Here is a 14,048-nt window from a genome sequence, read left to right as displayed (position 1 = left end):
GCGCTTGATGGCGCCATGCGCGCGACCCTATTCGATCTTGAACGGACCATTCGTCAGCGGCGGGACTCCGATCCCAGCCAATCCTATGTGGCCAAGCTGACCGCCAGGGGCCGCGCCAAGATCGCCCAGAAAGTCGGTGAGGAAGCCGTGGAAACGGTGATCGCCGCAATGGCTTCCGATCGGGACGGCGCGATCGGGGAGAGCGCGGATCTGCTTTTCCACCTGCTGGTGCTGCTGGCCGATCTCGATATCTCGCTGGACGAAGTACTGGACGAACTGGATCGGCGGGAGGGCGTGTCGGGCATCGCGGAAAAGGCCTCGCGCAAGGCTGACTGACCGTTCCCTTCCGTAAGCACCAGTCCTTATGTGTCGAAGCAGCCGAACTGATCAAGGCAGAACGCCCTGCCTGCTGTTGCCGGAGAGACATAGGCCGGATGGTGAACGACATGCTGCATCATCTTTTCCGCTATCTTCGAGTTTGAACGAGGCGGGCTTTGCGCTATCTGGTCCAGCATGAACCGTCCCAAATTGATCCGTTTTTCCCTTTTCTCCATGCTGGGCGTCGCTGCCATGCCAACCATGGCGCAGCCTCCCGCGATTGCGCCGACCCTGCCTGCGCCCGCGTCACAGGCCCCTGCCCCACAGGTGATCCTGCCACCCGCCATCGTGACGCCGCCGCCCGTGCCGCTGCCCCCGCTGTCTGCCGCGCAGGAAAAATGGCTGAACGACTGGCTGAGGGGCGGCGCGCAACAGGGGCTGATGGCGCGCGCTCAGGCAACCGGCGCGCTGAAAGGCGATGCACTGCTGTCCGCGACGCTGGACCGGGCAAAGGCACTCAGCACCGGGCGCGTGGACACAGCCGACTTCCTGGCGATCTGGGCACTGCGACCAGCGGCTTTCGACCCGCGGCCCGCGCTGGCCAAGGCAATTTCCGAGGACAGACTGCCGCAATGGGCCGCCAATCTGACCCCGCCCTATGCGGGCTATGACGGGCTGCGCAAGGGCCTGGCCAATTATGAGCGGATTCGCGACGCGGGCGGCTGGCCGGCGCTGACAGCGCAATCCTCGCCCAATGCGGTACGCGCGCGCATCGCCATTGAGGACAAGAGCGTCACCCCCGGCGAAAAGCTGGCCGATGTGCTGCAACGGGCACAGCGGCGCTATGGCCTGAACCCCACCGGCCTGCTCGACGCGCGGACGCTCAGGGAACTGAACGTACCGGTGGGCGATCGCATCGCCGCGATCATGGCGAATATGGAGCGCTGGCGCTGGATGCCGCGCCAATTGCCGGTCAACCGGGTGCAGGTGAACATCGCCGCCGCCGTGCTGACGGTGTTCGAAGGGGATCAGCCGATCTCCTCCATGCGCGCGGTGACCGGCGCGCCCGACAATGCGACGCCGATGCTGTCGTCCAGCATCCATTCGATCGTGGTCAATCCGCCGTGGAACGTCCCCACGTCCATCGCCAAGCGGGAATTGTGGCCCAAGGGGCGCGCCGCGCTCCTCCGTCAGGGTTACAAGATCGTCGGCACGCCGGAAACGGGCGAGCGGATCGTGCAGCCCGCCGGGCCGAACAGCGCGCTGGGACGGCTGAAGTTCGATTTCAACAATCCCTTCGCCGTCTATCTGCACGACACCCCGTCGCGCGCGAAATTTTCGAGCTATGACCGCCTGGCGAGCCATGGCTGCATTCGGCTGGAAAAGCCGGTGCCGCTGGCGGAACTGATGGTGGCGGGCAATCCCGACCTGGCCGGGCAGATCCAATCGCTGATCGACACCGGCAAGACCCAGCGGGTTTCGCTGCCCCGGGAAGTGGCGGTATATCTGCTTTACTGGACCGCCTTTGCCAGCAATAACGGCACGATGAGCTTCCGTTCCGACCCTTATGGCTGGGACAAGTTGCTTGCCGACAAGATCGAAGCGTCCAGCCGCCGTGTCGATCCGACCGCCGCGCCTGCCGCCGCCATTGCATCCAAGGATTGATATTCATGCGCAAGATTGCCCTTCTCGCCCTTAGCGGCGCGCTCGCTCTGGCCGCCTGCGGCAAGAAGGAGGAAGAGGCGCCGGTGACCAATAATCTGGTCGAACCGCCGGTCGAGAATGTGATCGTCAACGAGCCGGAAGCCCCTGCTCCGGAGCCTGGCAACAATGCGACACCCGCTCCGGCTCCCGCGCCGACCATTTCCGAACAGCAGCAGATCGAGGATGACGCCGCCGCCACCGGCATGACCGCCCGGCTGAGCCAAAGCGACGAGGGCGCGAACGCAACCGAATAAGGGCGCATTTCGCTCCGCCCCGGAAACAGGGCGGGACAGCGGTTTTGCAAACGGGGATCGGACGAGCGGCGGCGGTCATGCGGGGCTACCCTTGGACCAGCCCCGCTCCTTTGCTATATTGGGCTTCATGGACCGTCGTAGTTTCACCAAGTTCGCTTTGAGCGGGCTGGCTTTTTCTTTTCTTGCCGACAGTGCCGGGCGGGCCGCCTCGCTTGGCGAAACATTGCCGCGCCCTGCCGCTCCGCCTGCGCCGCGCCCGATTTCCGCCGGGCCGCTCGCTACCCAGCCCTATGCGAAGCTGCTGGACCGCGCCAAGGCGGCGCTCGACCAGCACGGCCATATGTTCACGCTGCGCGATCGCGTGGCGCTGGCCGATTTCAATGCGCCCTCACGCGAATTGCGTTTCCATGTGGTGGATTTGATCGGTGGCCAGGCCAGTTCCTATCTGGTGGCCCATGGCCGCGGCTCCGACCCCGAACATTCGGGCTGGCTCCAGAGCTTTTCCAACGAGCCCAATTCACTGGCCAGCTGTTCAGGGGCATTCAAGACGGGTGAGATCTATGAGGGCCAGCATGGGCGCGCCATGCGACTGGATGGCCTCGATCCGCAGAATGATAATGCGGAAATGCGCGCCATCGTGGTGCATGGCGCGGATTATGTGAGCGAAAACCACATCGCGACCTGGGGCAAGATCGGCCGCAGCGAAGGCTGCTTCGCGCTCGCCCGCCATATGCTGCCGCAATTCATAGGGCTGATGGGGCCGGGACGGATGCTCTATGCCGACAAGATCGCCGGTGGCGTAGCCTGATTCGCGGAGGCGATCAGCCTCCTTCCCCGTCAGGCCCGGCTCATTCCGCAAAATTCCCGGGCCATGGCAAATTCGTTTCCGCGCCGCGCCGAACGGGCGGCGGCTTCCGCATCCTCGCCCCACTGCTCGACTTCCCATGCCTCATCGACTTCGGAGGCGGTCCAGATCGCATCGCCATCATGGCCGCCTTCCACGATCGCCAGCCCGCAAACCAACGAGCCGGACAGTGTCACCAGCGTCGAAAGGCCCGCAAGCGTGAAGGGATCGAAGGTCGCCACCACCGTTCCCAGCCGTTCCAGCGTCTCGGCGGGCTGATCGACCGGGATGATGCCCTGCGTCACCCGGAAGGTAACGTCATAGCGATGACGCGCCCAATCGAGCAACGGGTCCCAGGCGGCGGCTTCGCGCGCGACCAGTTCGGCCGGCCCCTCCGCACGATAACAGAGCAGATCGCTTTCCCCATAGCGCGCGATTCCGGCCGCGAAGCTATCGCGATCAGGAGCGATCTGGTCGATGGCGCCATTGGCAAGGCCGGTGAAGGGCATGGAGCGCGGGTCGACCATATCACCCTGGGCGCGCCATTCCCCGGCGATCGCTTCGGCCAGGAGCGCGGTGGGCAGAGCCAGCGGCGCGCGGGCAGGCGTGCGGACCGGGCGGCCGTCAAGCTGGATTTCAAAGCCGGATTCGCCCGGAACAACCGTGACGTCCTTGTAGAAGCGTTTCATGATTGCGGCGGTTTCCTGAACAAGGCGAGCAGCAGCCGAGGCACGATCACGAACTGAAACAGGCCAACAAGGACGAAAATCGCGCCCATGGCCTTCGCCTTGTTTCCCTGGACCCAGTGAAAACGCTGCATCAGCACGAGAAAGCCGAACATCACCAGCAGCGCCCCCGACAGGCGGAACAGGCCAAGCGCGAAGAAGCGCTGCCGGGCGATCTTTTCAGGGTCGAGCGGCGGGAGTGAGGGCGGGGTCGGCGGCGTGTCGGTCATTTGGCGTGGATATGGCCGCGCAATTCCGTGCTGTCCATCGACACGCTGTGCGCGCCCGCCGCGATCAGGTCCTGCGGCGTGTGATAGCCCCAGCCGACACCCAGAGCGTGGGTGCCCGCAGCCAGCGCCATGTCGATGTCGAAGCTGGTGTCACCGATCATCACCGTCGTTTCCGGCGCGGCCCCCGCGTCGGCCATGGCGGTGAGCAGCATGGAGGGATGCGGCTTGGACGGGTGGCGATCGGCGGTTTGCAGCGTCACGAAATGCGCATGGATGCCATGATGGGTCAGGCAGAGCTGAAGCCCCCTGTCCGACTTGCCGGTTGCGACGCCGAGCAGCCAGCCTTCCGCATCCAGTTCGCGGATAAGATCCGCTATGCCGGGATATAACGGCTCCGACACCGCATTTTCGCGGCGGAGCTGCTGGAAGGCAAGCTTGTAGCTTTCCGAGAGATGGTCGTGATAGTCGGCCTCCGCCGCCGGCAGCAGCCGCGCCATGGCGTGCGGCAGCGACAGGCCGACGACCGACAATATGGTCGCCCGATCGGGCGCGACCAGCTTTTCGCCCTCGAACGCGCGGATCATGGCCGTGCAGATGCTGTGCTGGCTGTCGACCAGCGTGCCGTCGCAATCAAATACGGCAAGCCTGTTGGTCATGGCTTTTTGCGTTGCCCTGCGCCGGAACCGCGCGCGCGCCGTTCACCCTTGCGGCCCTTGCGGATCTGCTTGGCATGGGCGCGGGCGGCCTTCTTCTCATCCTCGCGCGTGGGCGCGCGGGCGATCTCCTCGTCCAGCGGCAGGTCGCCAGCGGCCAGGTCGAAGCCCAGCGAGGCAAGGCTGGCGGCGAAATGATCGGGCAACTCAGCACGTACATCGACGCGACCGCCATCGGGGTGATCAACCCGGATGCGGCGAGCATGGAGGTGCATTTTGCGGCTGATCGTGCCGCTCAGAAAAGCTTCCTTGCCGCCATATTTGCCGTCGCCGACGATCGGATGACCGATGGCCGCCATATGGACGCGCAACTGATGCGTGCGGCCGGTATGGGGCTGCAGTTCCACCCAGGCGGCGCGGTTGCCCGCCCGCTCGATCACGCGGTAGCGCGAGCGGGAGGGAAGCCCCTCCTCCTCATCCACATGCATCTTCTCGCCGCCGGTGCCGGGCTGTTTGGCGATGGGCAGTTCGATCATGCCGTCCTCGATCGAGGGGACGCCCATGACGATGGCCCAATAGACCTTGCGCGCGGTGCGGCTGGAGAAAGCCTTGGCGAAAAAGGCCGCCGATCGGGCGGTGCGGGCGATCAGCAGCGCGCCGGACGTGTCCTTGTCCAGCCGGTGGACCAGCTTGGGCCGCTGGTCCAGTTCATAATCCAGCGCGTCGAGCAGGCCGTCGACATGATCGTCAGTCTTGGTGCCACCTTGCGTGGCAAGGCCGGGCGGCTTGTTGATGACGATGGCCTGCGCGTCGCGGTGGATGACCAGCCCCTGCGCGAAAGCGACCTGATCGTCAGCCAGTTGCGGACGGAGGCGCTTGGGCCTGGCGGTTTCAGCGGCCTTGGGCTCTGCCGGGGGCACGCGGATGCTCTGCCCTTCGCTCATCCGGTCGCCCGGCGCGGCGCGGGCGCCGTCGACGCGCAGCTGGCCGGTGCGCGCCCAGCGCGAGACGGTGTTGAAGCCGATATCCGGCAGATGCCGCTGGAACCAGCGGTCCAGCCTTATGCCGTCATCATCCGCGCCGACGCGGAACTGCCGAACGTCGAGCGAAACCCCCTTCGCCGGTGTCGGCTTGGCCGGGCGAGGCGCCGGGGTTGCGGTGGAGGGCTTGGGCGTCGACGCCTTCGCGGCGGACTTGGGCGCGGCGGACTTGGGCGCGGCGGACTTGGGCGCGGCGGATTTGGGCGCATCGGGCTTGCGCGCGCGGGCAGCCTTGGCAGCGCCACGGGCACGGCCTTGCGGGGCAGCCCCCGGCTTGCGGGGGCCGCGCGACGGACCGGAGGATTTGCCCTTCATGCGATGCTCCTCATGAATGCAAGGCCGCCGGTCAGGGCGCCGACAGCTCCGATGACGGAGAAGACGGCATAGGCCAGCGCCACGCCGAACTGCCCACGTTCAATCATCAGCACGGTTTCAAGGCTGAACGAGGAAAAGGTGGTGAAGCCGCCCAGCACGCCGACCGCGAGCAGCAGGCGGATTGGCTCACCATGGCCCGTGCTGAAGCGCGCCAGCCATCCGGCCAGCAGTCCCATCGCGAAACCACCGATGATGTTGGCGGAGAAGGTTCCCCAGGGCCATGGAGCGCCGGGAAAGATATGGCTTGAAAGACGCCCGAGCAGATAGCGCAGCGCCGACCCGACGGCTCCGCCTGCCATGACGAGGAAGATATTATTCATGCCGCCCGCCCTAGAGCATTTTTGCGGGAAATGGGAAGCGATCATTGGCGGAAGGCGGAGAGGGAGCGGATGCGGACGCCCCAAATCCTCCCCGCGCTCCACGCAGGAAAGATAAAGCGGCAGCTATCGCCCGTTGTCCGCGATCACATCCACGCTGGTCTTGCCCCCGGGCGCCTCGCTGAACAGCAGGAAGAAAGCGCTCCCGTCATCCTTGCGCGAGCCACCCAACACATGATCGCTCCCCATCACCTCATGCTCGGCATCGAAACCGGCGCGGCGGGCCTGGGTATAATAGAAATCCATCACGCTCTGGCGCGGCACCGGCGTCACGAATGTCGCGGCGCGCAGAGTGCATCCGTCCTTTTCCACCCCGGCCGCTTCCGTCAGCTGGGCGCCGGGATAGACGGTGAAGGGTTCGGGCAGCCGGCTCGCCCATTGCGCGCCATAGGCGAGTTGCTTCCGGCAGAAGACATTTCCACCGGGCTTGTGTTGCTCGCTCGCAACGGCGGCAAGCGTGGAGGCGGATTCCTGCGCCTCTCCCTGCGACGGCGCGGGCGTTGCAAGCAGCGAGCCACCCGCCAGCTTCACGGAATCCGCCAACGCCTTGGCGGCAGCCCCCTTCAGCACCGGCAGCTTCGCGGTCCGATGTCCGGCGAGCCGGGGATCGACCACGATCTGGCCGGCCAGGGCATCGACGGCATTATTGGTCAGTTGCGCATCCAGCGCGTTCAGGTCATCGCCCTTCTTCCTGCCGCAACCGCCCAGCGGCAGCACGATCAGCAGCGCGAGAACACAGAAAGATCGAACAGGCGCCATGACTTCACTCCTTCGTAAACAAGGGATGAAGAGCAGAGGTTAATTTTCCGTTAGGGATTTTGGTGAATCCCGGAATTTTTGTCTTTTGCCGGGCCATTATCTTCCAACTGGCATCGAATCCTGCCTTGCCGCCGCAGCGCCGAAACGCCATCTGCGCGACCATGCTCAATATCCTGTCAGCCTTGATCGGGCTTGTCACCCTGATCCTCATGATCCCGGCGGTGTTTCCCTTATTGGGGGCGCTCAACTGGCTGCTGGTGCCGATGGCGCTGTTCGGCGCGTTCGTCGGCATGTTCTCGTCCAGAAATGGCGGGCGCAATTTCTGCCTGTTCGTGGCGGCGTTCGGCGCGTTGCGGCTATTCCTTGGGGGAGGCATCCTCTGAACCTTCCCCCCTCATCCGAGCAGGCCTTCCGTGCGGGCCTGCTTGCCGCGGTCACAGCTTATGGCGCCTGGGGTTTGCTGCCGATCTTTTTCAGGCTGCTGCATCATGTGAACTCTGTGGAAATCGTTACCCAGCGCATCCTCTGGTCGCTGCTGTTGATCATCACCCTGTTGCTGGCGCGGAAAGGCCTTCCCGCCCTGTTCGAGATCGTGCGTGATCGCCGGCTGCTGTTGCCGCTCGCCGGGTCCGCGCTGATGATCGCCGTGAACTGGCTGACTTATGTCTGGGCGGTGAATGCCGGCCATGTCATCGCCGCCAGCCTTGGCTATTTCCTCAATCCGCTGGTCAATGTCGGGCTGGGCGTGCTGCTGCTGCACGAAAGGCTGAGGCGCGGACAGGCCCTGGCGATCGGGATCGCCGCGCTGGGCGTCGCCATCATGGCGGCGACCGCGCTGACCACGCTGTGGATCAGCGTCACATTGGCGCTCAGCTTCGCTTTCTATGGGCTGATCCGCAAGATGACCCCGGTAGCACCGATGATGGGGCTGGGCGTCGAGACGGTCCTGCTGGCGCTCCCGGCCATGGCCTATCTGATCTGGCTGTCGACGCACGGTGGTATCAGCTTCGGTCAGGATGTACCCACGACCGCGCTGCTCATCATATCCGGCGCGGTGACGACCGTGCCGCTGGTGCTGTTCGCCTCCGCCGCCCAAAGCTTGCCCATGGCAACGCTGGGCTTGCTGCAATATCTGGCGCCGACGCTCCAGTTCCTGTGCGGCATGCTGCTGTTCGGCGAGAAGCTCAATCAAGGGCAGATGGTCAGCTTCGCGCTGATCTGGGGCGGGCTGGTCCTGTTTGCGGCGGACAGCCTTGCCGCCGCCCGCCGCAATCGTCTGGCGATCGTTCAGGCGAACTGCGTCGCTTCGAAACGAACGGGTTCGCCCACCGCCTGATTGGCCAGCGCATCTTCCCACATCACGCGATGACCGCGAATGATGGTGCCGACCGCCTTGCCGGTGAGGTCCATCCCCTCGAAAGGCGACCAGTTGCAGCGCGAGGCGAGCCAGTCGCTGCCCACGGTCCAGCGCTTCTTCAGATCGACCACGGTGAAATCGGCGTCATAGCCGAGCGCGATCCGGCCCTTGCCCACCAGGCCGAAGACGCGCTGCGGGCCGGAGGAGGTCAGTTCGATGAAGCGGCGCAGCGACAGGCGGCCTTCCGCCACATGGTTGAGCAGCAACGGCACCAGCGTCTGGACGCCCGGCATGCCGCTGGGCGACGCGGGATAAGGCTTGGCCTTTTCCTCGATCGTGTGCGGGGCATGGTCGCTGCCCAATACATCGGGAACGCCCTGATTCAACCAATGCCACAGGCCGTCGCGATGCGCGGCAGAGCGGATCGGCGGGTTCATCTGCGCATGGCTGCCAAGACGCGGATAGGCGTCCTCCGCCGCCAGGGTCAGATGTTGGGGCGTGACCTCGCAGGTGGCGATATCCTTGTGCTGCGCGATATATTCGAGTTCGGCGGGCGTGGTCACATGCAGGATGTGGATGCGGCGGCGCGCCTTGCGCGCCAGATCGATGATGCGCTTGGTGGCGATCATCGCGCTTTCATCATCGCGCCAGACGGGATGGGACGACGGATCGCCCTCCACCCGCAGGTCCTTGCGGGCGTTCATCCGCGTCTCGTCCTCCGCATGGATGGCGACGCGGCGGGTGCCGCTGGCCAGGACGCGCGACAGGGCGTCGTCATCGTCCACCAACAGGCTGCCGGTCGAGGCGCCCATGAATATCTTGACGCCCGACGTGCCGGGAATCCGCTCCAGTTCCTTCAATTGCCCGGCATTGTCGGCGGTGGCGCCGACATAGAAGGCATGGTCGCACCACATGCGATGATGGGCGCGCTTCAACTTGTCCTGCACGCGGTCGGCGGTGTCGGTGTTGGGATTGGTGTTCGGCATTTCGAAGACGGCGGTAACGCCGCCCAGCACCGCCGCGCGGCTCCCTGATTCAAGGTCTTCCTTATGCTCCAGCCCCGGTTCGCGGAAATGGACCTGACTGTCGATGCAGCCGGGCAGCACGTCCAGCCCGGTGCAATCGATCACTTCGCCGGCATCGCCCAGCGACGTGCCGATGGCGACGATCCTGCCGCCGCGCACGCCCACATCCACGCTTTCCGCGCCGCCGGGAGTGTGGACGGTGCCGTTCTTGAGAAGGAGGTCGAAGGTCATGATGATGTCGCCTGCTTTGGATGGGCTTGGATATGATTGTCGATTGTCCTACCTAAAGCCGATGACCGGCACCACCCTAACCGACCGCGCGCTCCTCAGAATTTCCGGCGAGGAGGCGAAAATCTTTTTGCAAGGCCTGCTGACCCGCGACGTCCTGACATTGAAGCCGGGCGAGCCGCGCTGGACCGCGCTGTTGACGCCTCAGGGCAAGGTGCTGTTCGACGTCATCCTGTGGGCTGATGGCGAAGATGCGCTGATCGATTGCGAGCGGAACCAGGCCGACGCCCTGACCAAACGGCTGACGCTCTACCGGTTGCGGCGCAAGGTCGTGATTGCGCGGGAAGAGGCGCTGGCCGTGCATTGGGCGCTGGCGGCGGAGGATCAGCCCCACGATCCACGCCTGCCCGCATTGGGACATCGCTGGGTCGCGCCCCCCGATGCGGGAGACGCCTCGGCAGCGTTCCGGGCGCATCGGCTGGCGCTGGGCGTATTCGAGGGCGCGGGCGAATTGGGGCAGGACCAACTTTTGTGGCTGGAAACCAATGCCGGGGAACTGGGCGGCGTCGATTATGACAAGGGCTGCTATGTCGGACAGGAAAACACCGCCCGCATGCATTATCGCAACAAGGTAAACCGCCGCCTGATCGCCGTGCCGCTCGCTGAGGCGGATGAGAAACGCCAGAAAGCCATGCTGCCCGATCTGGGTTTATCGATCGAATTGCGGCGGGTGGAGGATATCGACCCCGCCGCCCTGCCCGGCTGGCTGGCCAGCGCGATCGCGGAGCAGGCCGCCGAATGATGCGCGCATTCGTTGCGCTGCTGGGGGCGTGGCTGCTGATCGCTCCCGCGCAGGCGGAAACGCAGTGGCAACTGGTCCGAAGCTACCCGCATGATCCCGCCGCCTTTACCGAGGGGCTCTTTTTCCACGGCGGCGCGCTGTTCGAAAGCACCGGGCTGGAAGGCCGGTCGGACATTCGAAAGGTCGACCTCAAAAACGGCAAGGTCCTCAGCCGCCGGATCATTCCCCAGCCCTATTTCGGCGAGGGGATCGTCAACTGGAAGGATCGCCTGATCAGCCTGACTTGGCGGCATCGCCGGGGATTTATCTGGAAACTCAGTGATTTCACGCCGGTTTCCGATTTTCGTTATGAGGGCGAAGGCTGGGGCCTGACGCAGGATGGCCGCAACATCATCATGAGCGACGGCACCGCCCAATTGCGGTTCCTGAACCCCGACACCTTGACCGAAGAACGGCGGATCACCGTGACCTGGAATGGCCGTCCGGTGGACCGGCTCAACGAACTGGAATTCGTGAAGGGCGAGATCTGGGCAAATATCTGGTACGACAACCATATCGCCCGGATCGATCCGCATACGGGCGCGGTCATCGATTGGCTCGATATCGCGCCGCTGCTCAAGGCCAGCGGCGCGAAGGACAGCGAGGCGGTAGCCAATGGCATCGCCTATGACGCCAAGGCGGACCGCCTGTTCGTGACGGGGAAGAACTGGGCGAAATTGTTCGAGATCAGGGTCGGGAAATGAACATGGCTGTTGAAATTGGCCATTCGCGGCCTGCCATTTCCCTCGCCCCGCGGCCGCGTCCCGATTTTCCCCTGTCCTACAGCCCCCCGCCAACGCTATGCCGACAGCGGCTCTTTCAACCGTGAACCGCAAAACAGGAAGCCGATGAACCGGCGCCTTTGCGCACCTCCATCGTGTCACCTATGTCACCCAATCCCTATGGCGACGAAGGTGCTCGAACACTTCCTCAGAGTCCCAGTCGGCTCCAAAACTCTTCCGGCTTCACCGGCGCGGTGCTTTCGGGCGCGCGTTCCGGACGAGTCCAGGAGGAGTGCGGAATGTGGATTTGCGGGCTGGCGCCAAAGCGGCGTTGCCGGCGGATATGGGTGGCATTCTGGGTCATCGTCTTCTCCTGACTAGGAGGAACACGAAACCTTGCGTCGTCGCTTCAGTACCGTGCGCTTTAGCCGTTGGTGACGCGGAGCAAGCTGACATCCTTCAAAAGCCGCGGAGCATGGCGCTCGCGCATATATCTACTCTTATTGTAGAAAGAGGAAAGATAGCTTTGCTTGAAGCGGCTGGACCGGAACTTTACCGCCGGTCAGGAACGGAACGAAACCGTCGCAAGGCAACAGCATGGGATGCCTGTCAGAAGGCTACATTATAGATGAACCAGCCCATGATGAGCAGGCTTGTCACCACACAGACCCGATCGCCGAAAATGTCGATACGCGACATCACTACATCCTTCCTCACTCGAGCGATCTTCGTCGCTTCGTTCAAGAAGGATAAACCATCAGTGAAGGCAAAGGAATAGGAGAATTGCGGCGAACGGACGCGAAACAGCGCCATGTCGAAAAACGCGCGCCTTGAATTTCCATCGGTAAGCGCAGGCAAAAAATACCGCTTGCCCGAACGCGCACCGCATGAAGGTAAATCAACGGTTTAGCGGAAACCGCTGCCACGATGCTTCAAAAAGCTTTGGGTCGCCTCTTCCGGCCCCCGATAGGCTTCCTGAAACTCCGCGCTCCAATATTTGAGGTCATCCAGCTCGATCCGCGCGCCCGAAACGGCACAAAGCACGAACTGCCCCGGGCGCACGATGTCGAAATGCGGCGTGTCATAATGCAGCACCGCCAGTCCCTGAATATCCGCCATCAGTCGCCGGTCAAAATGCGATCGACCAGCTGCTTCACGGTCGGCACGAACCCGTTCGAATAGAAGGGGTCCTGCTTGAACTTATAGGCGCCATGGCCCGCGAACAGCAGATTCTTGTCGAGGTCACCGCCATGGACCGCCTCCTGCAACGACTTCTGGATGCAGAAGCTGCGCGGATCGGCGAGACGGCCGGTCGAGTTGGTCTCGCTGTCCATCCAGCTCGAAAAGGCGCACTGGCTGAGGCAACCCATGCAGTCCGTCTGATCCTTGCGGATTTCGGCCTTTTCCTCTTCAGTGACGAAGACCAGCGTGTTGTCCGGCGTCTTGAGCGCAGAGGTGAAGCCCTGCCCGACCCATTCGCGCGCGCGCAGCAGGTCGCCCCGCGTCACCCAGAAATTCTTGCCCTTCACGCCCGCATCAAGCTGATGCGTATGATCGCCCGCCTGCTCGGTGCTGAACGGGATCTGGCGTTCCGAACGGGCCTCGAGCTGGCGCAGGAAGGGATTGCGGACCGCCGAGCTGTAGAAACCGGTGGGCGAGAAACGGTGCAGCAGCACGTCGCCAGGCTCCAACTGCATCAGCCGCTCTTTCCACAGCTGCGGGATCGGGCTTTCCTGCGTCAGCAACGGACGGGTGCCGAACTGGAACATGATCGCCCCCAGTTCCGGATTGTCGATCCAGTCGTTCCAGTCCTTCAGATGCCAGACGCCGCCTGCCATGACGATGGGCACGTCATCGGAAATGCCGCCTTCGCGCATGGTGTCGCGCAGCGCCTTCACCCGCGGATAGGGGTCCTGCGGCACCTTGGGGTCCTCGGCATTAGAGAGGCCGTTATGACCACCGGCGAGCCAAGGGTCTTCATAGACCACCGCCGCCAGCCATTCCGACGCCTTGGAATAGGCGCGCTTCCACAGCGCCCGGAAAGCACGACCGGAAGACACGATGGGGAGGTAGCTGACACCGTAGGAAGCGGCGATTTCCGAAAGCTTGTAGGGCATGCCCGCGCCGCAGGTGACGCCCGCGACCATGCCCTTGGTCTTTTCCAGCACGCCATGGAGCACGCGCTGGGCGCCGCCCATTTCCCACAGCACGTTGATGTTGATCGCGCCCTTCCCGCCGGCGATCTCGAAGGCGCGCTTCACCTGCTCGACGGCCCCGTCAATGGCATAGGCGATCAATTCCTCATGGCGGTCGCGGCGGGTGCGGCCATGGTAGATTTGCGGAATGACATTGCCGAAGCTGTCATAGCTGTCCGCGTTGACCGCCGACACCGTACCGATGCCCCCGGCCGCTGCCCATGCGCCGGAACTGGCATGGTTGGAAACAGCTACGCCCTTGCCGCCCTCGACCAGCGGCCACACTTCGCGGCCACCGTAGATGATGGGCTTCAACCCCTTGAACAACGCAATCTCCCAGCGCAAAATCCCGTGGCCGCCGACCACTTAAGCGACGCCCTATAGCAGCTTTGCTGATATTG

At 64.0% G+C, this 14,048-nt stretch carries 21 protein-coding genes; 8 read left to right on the top strand and 13 right to left on the bottom strand.

Features of this window, described 5'->3' with window-relative positions; genetic code table 11:
• Positions 1 to 15: 15 nt before the first annotated feature.
• Positions 16 to 336, top strand: coding sequence for a phosphoribosyl-ATP diphosphatase (locus tag RUH75_RS17915; RefSeq protein ID WP_313808519.1), 321 nt, complete (start codon positions 16 to 18; stop codon positions 334 to 336).
• Between the two features lie 26 nt (positions 337 to 362).
• Here the strand turns inward: RUH75_RS17915 and RUH75_RS17910 are convergent, their stop codons facing one another.
• Complete coding sequence (locus tag RUH75_RS17910) at positions 363 to 581, bottom strand: hypothetical protein (RefSeq protein ID WP_313808521.1); 219 nt, start codon at positions 579 to 581, stop codon at positions 363 to 365.
• Between RUH75_RS17910 and RUH75_RS17905 the strand changes: the two genes are divergently transcribed.
• The 3 genes from RUH75_RS17905 to RUH75_RS17895 all read left to right on the top strand — a co-directional run bounded on the left by RUH75_RS17905 (position 514) and on the right by RUH75_RS17895 (position 3,084).
• Positions 514 to 1,983, top strand: a complete 1,470-nt coding sequence (locus tag RUH75_RS17905) for a L,D-transpeptidase family protein (protein ID WP_313808512.1) — start codon at positions 514 to 516, stop codon at positions 1,981 to 1,983. The two genes, RUH75_RS17910 and RUH75_RS17905, sit on opposite strands and share 68 nt — an antisense overlap.
• Positions 1,984 to 1,988: 5 nt before the next feature.
• Positions 1,989 to 2,276, top strand: coding sequence for a hypothetical protein (locus RUH75_RS17900; protein ID WP_313808511.1), 288 nt, complete (start codon positions 1,989 to 1,991; stop codon positions 2,274 to 2,276).
• A gap of 127 nt (positions 2,277 to 2,403) precedes the next feature.
• Positions 2,404 to 3,084, top strand: coding sequence for a murein L,D-transpeptidase catalytic domain family protein (locus RUH75_RS17895; RefSeq protein ID WP_313808510.1), 681 nt, complete (start codon positions 2,404 to 2,406; stop codon positions 3,082 to 3,084).
• Between the two features lie 29 nt (positions 3,085 to 3,113).
• Here the strand turns inward: RUH75_RS17895 and RUH75_RS17890 are convergent, their stop codons facing one another.
• From RUH75_RS17890 to RUH75_RS17860, 7 genes are all read right to left on the bottom strand, one after another.
• The gene (locus RUH75_RS17890) at positions 3,114 to 3,809 is read right to left on the bottom strand and encodes an ATP12 family protein (RefSeq protein ID WP_313808509.1); all 696 of its coding nucleotides are present in this window, start codon (positions 3,807 to 3,809) and stop codon (positions 3,114 to 3,116) included.
• A complete protein-coding gene (locus RUH75_RS17885; RefSeq protein WP_313808508.1) occupies positions 3,806 to 4,075 on the bottom strand; it encodes a hypothetical protein in 270 nt (89 codons plus the stop codon). The genes RUH75_RS17890 and RUH75_RS17885 overlap by 4 nt, the downstream gene beginning before the upstream one ends.
• Positions 4,072 to 4,731, bottom strand: coding sequence for an HAD-IA family hydrolase (locus RUH75_RS17880; RefSeq protein WP_313808507.1), 660 nt, complete (start codon positions 4,729 to 4,731; stop codon positions 4,072 to 4,074). Before RUH75_RS17880 ends, RUH75_RS17885 begins: the two co-directional genes overlap by 4 nt.
• On the bottom strand, positions 4,728 to 6,083 hold the full coding sequence (locus RUH75_RS17875) for an RluA family pseudouridine synthase (protein ID WP_313808506.1): 1,356 nt from the start codon (positions 6,081 to 6,083) through the stop codon (positions 4,728 to 4,730). The genes RUH75_RS17880 and RUH75_RS17875 overlap by 4 nt, the downstream gene beginning before the upstream one ends.
• Positions 6,080 to 6,463: a fluoride efflux transporter CrcB gene (gene crcB / locus RUH75_RS17870; protein WP_313808505.1), complete on the bottom strand. Its 384-nt coding sequence runs from the start codon at positions 6,461 to 6,463 to the stop codon at positions 6,080 to 6,082. The genes RUH75_RS17875 and crcB overlap by 4 nt, the downstream gene beginning before the upstream one ends.
• A 123-nt stretch (positions 6,464 to 6,586) precedes the next feature.
• Positions 6,587 to 7,279, bottom strand: coding sequence for a hypothetical protein (locus RUH75_RS17865; protein WP_313808504.1), 693 nt, complete (start codon positions 7,277 to 7,279; stop codon positions 6,587 to 6,589).
• Positions 7,280 to 7,283: 4 nt separating this feature from the next.
• On the bottom strand, positions 7,284 to 7,442 hold the full coding sequence (locus RUH75_RS17860) for a hypothetical protein (RefSeq protein WP_313808520.1): 159 nt from the start codon (positions 7,440 to 7,442) through the stop codon (positions 7,284 to 7,286).
• Here RUH75_RS17860 and RUH75_RS17855 point away from each other — a divergent pair.
• Positions 7,441 to 7,662 carry a hypothetical protein gene (locus RUH75_RS17855; protein WP_313808518.1) on the top strand — a complete coding sequence of 74 codons (222 nt, stop codon included), beginning with the start codon at positions 7,441 to 7,443 and terminating at the stop codon, positions 7,660 to 7,662. The two genes, RUH75_RS17860 and RUH75_RS17855, sit on opposite strands and share 2 nt — an antisense overlap.
• 38 nt (positions 7,663 to 7,700) lie before the next feature.
• Positions 7,701 to 8,615, top strand: coding sequence for an EamA family transporter RarD (gene rarD / locus RUH75_RS17850; RefSeq protein WP_409592393.1), 915 nt, complete (start codon positions 7,701 to 7,703; stop codon positions 8,613 to 8,615).
• On the opposite strand, the gene RUH75_RS17845 is transcribed toward rarD, so the two are convergent.
• Entirely contained in the window at positions 8,567 to 9,892 is a 1,326-nt protein-coding gene (locus RUH75_RS17845; protein ID WP_313808503.1) for a dihydroorotase, read from the bottom strand. The genes rarD and RUH75_RS17845 overlap by 49 nt on opposite strands.
• Before the next feature lie 61 nt (positions 9,893 to 9,953).
• Here RUH75_RS17845 and RUH75_RS17840 point away from each other — a divergent pair, with 61 nt between their 5' ends.
• Positions 9,954 to 10,691 carry a folate-binding protein gene (locus RUH75_RS17840; RefSeq protein ID WP_313808502.1) on the top strand — a complete coding sequence of 246 codons (738 nt, stop codon included), beginning with the start codon at positions 9,954 to 9,956 and terminating at the stop codon, positions 10,689 to 10,691.
• Positions 10,688 to 11,434, top strand: coding sequence for a glutaminyl-peptide cyclotransferase (locus tag RUH75_RS17835; RefSeq protein ID WP_313808501.1), 747 nt, complete (start codon positions 10,688 to 10,690; stop codon positions 11,432 to 11,434). The genes RUH75_RS17840 and RUH75_RS17835 overlap by 4 nt, the downstream gene beginning before the upstream one ends.
• 226 nt (positions 11,435 to 11,660) lie before the next feature.
• Here the strand turns inward: RUH75_RS17835 and RUH75_RS17830 are convergent, their stop codons facing one another.
• From RUH75_RS17830 to RUH75_RS17815, 4 genes are all read right to left on the bottom strand, one after another.
• Complete coding sequence (locus RUH75_RS17830; RefSeq protein ID WP_313808500.1) at positions 11,661 to 11,816, bottom strand: hypothetical protein; 156 nt, start codon at positions 11,814 to 11,816, stop codon at positions 11,661 to 11,663.
• 245 nt (positions 11,817 to 12,061) lie between these two features.
• A complete protein-coding gene (locus RUH75_RS17825) occupies positions 12,062 to 12,265 on the bottom strand; it encodes a hypothetical protein (protein WP_313808499.1) in 204 nt (67 codons plus the stop codon).
• A 93-nt stretch (positions 12,266 to 12,358) separates the two neighbouring features.
• On the bottom strand, positions 12,359 to 12,571 hold the full coding sequence (locus tag RUH75_RS17820; protein ID WP_313808498.1) for a DUF2093 domain-containing protein: 213 nt from the start codon (positions 12,569 to 12,571) through the stop codon (positions 12,359 to 12,361).
• A complete protein-coding gene (locus RUH75_RS17815) occupies positions 12,571 to 13,974 on the bottom strand; it encodes a nitronate monooxygenase (protein WP_313808516.1) in 1,404 nt (467 codons plus the stop codon). Before RUH75_RS17815 ends, RUH75_RS17820 begins: the two co-directional genes overlap by 1 nt.
• Positions 13,975 to 14,048: the final 74 nt, after the last annotated feature.

Origin of the sequence: Sphingobium sp. (assembly GCF_032153725.1) — a bacterium.
In the GTDB taxonomy this organism is placed as follows: Bacteria; Pseudomonadota; Alphaproteobacteria; order Sphingomonadales; family Sphingomonadaceae; genus Sphingobium.
Note: the sequence above shows the minus strand (reverse complement) of the source record. Positions and strands in the feature narration are given on the sequence as shown.

Excerpts from the sequence above, each read along its gene's own strand:
- RUH75_RS17915 (WP_313808519.1), top strand. The coding sequence starts at position 16 with ATGCGCGCGACCCTATTCGATCTTGAACGGACCATTCGTCAGCGGCGG.
- RUH75_RS17905 (WP_313808512.1), top strand. The coding sequence starts at position 514 with ATGAACCGTCCCAAATTGATCCGTTTTTCCCTTTTCTCCATGCTGGGC.
- RUH75_RS17910 (WP_313808521.1), bottom strand. The coding sequence starts at position 581 with ATGGTTGGCATGGCAGCGACGCCCAGCATGGAGAAAAGGGAAAAACGG.
- RUH75_RS17900 (WP_313808511.1), top strand. The coding sequence starts at position 1,989 with ATGCGCAAGATTGCCCTTCTCGCCCTTAGCGGCGCGCTCGCTCTGGCC.
- RUH75_RS17895 (WP_313808510.1), top strand. The coding sequence starts at position 2,404 with ATGGACCGTCGTAGTTTCACCAAGTTCGCTTTGAGCGGGCTGGCTTTT.
- RUH75_RS17890 (WP_313808509.1), bottom strand. The coding sequence starts at position 3,809 with ATGAAACGCTTCTACAAGGACGTCACGGTTGTTCCGGGCGAATCCGGC.
- RUH75_RS17885 (WP_313808508.1), bottom strand. The coding sequence starts at position 4,075 with ATGACCGACACGCCGCCGACCCCGCCCTCACTCCCGCCGCTCGACCCT.
- RUH75_RS17880 (WP_313808507.1), bottom strand. The coding sequence starts at position 4,731 with ATGACCAACAGGCTTGCCGTATTTGATTGCGACGGCACGCTGGTCGAC.
- RUH75_RS17875 (WP_313808506.1), bottom strand. The coding sequence starts at position 6,083 with ATGAAGGGCAAATCCTCCGGTCCGTCGCGCGGCCCCCGCAAGCCGGGG.
- crcB (WP_313808505.1), bottom strand. The coding sequence starts at position 6,463 with ATGAATAATATCTTCCTCGTCATGGCAGGCGGAGCCGTCGGGTCGGCG.
- RUH75_RS17865 (WP_313808504.1), bottom strand. The coding sequence starts at position 7,279 with ATGGCGCCTGTTCGATCTTTCTGTGTTCTCGCGCTGCTGATCGTGCTG.
- RUH75_RS17855 (WP_313808518.1), top strand. The coding sequence starts at position 7,441 with ATGCTCAATATCCTGTCAGCCTTGATCGGGCTTGTCACCCTGATCCTC.
- RUH75_RS17860 (WP_313808520.1), bottom strand. The coding sequence starts at position 7,442 with ATGGTCGCGCAGATGGCGTTTCGGCGCTGCGGCGGCAAGGCAGGATTC.
- RUH75_RS17845 (WP_313808503.1), bottom strand. The coding sequence starts at position 9,892 with ATGACCTTCGACCTCCTTCTCAAGAACGGCACCGTCCACACTCCCGGC.
- RUH75_RS17840 (WP_313808502.1), top strand. The coding sequence starts at position 9,954 with ATGACCGGCACCACCCTAACCGACCGCGCGCTCCTCAGAATTTCCGGC.
- RUH75_RS17835 (WP_313808501.1), top strand. The coding sequence starts at position 10,688 with ATGATGCGCGCATTCGTTGCGCTGCTGGGGGCGTGGCTGCTGATCGCT.
- RUH75_RS17830 (WP_313808500.1), bottom strand. The coding sequence starts at position 11,816 with ATGACCCAGAATGCCACCCATATCCGCCGGCAACGCCGCTTTGGCGCC.
- RUH75_RS17825 (WP_313808499.1), bottom strand. The coding sequence starts at position 12,265 with ATGGCGCTGTTTCGCGTCCGTTCGCCGCAATTCTCCTATTCCTTTGCC.
- RUH75_RS17820 (WP_313808498.1), bottom strand. The coding sequence starts at position 12,571 with ATGGCGGATATTCAGGGACTGGCGGTGCTGCATTATGACACGCCGCAT.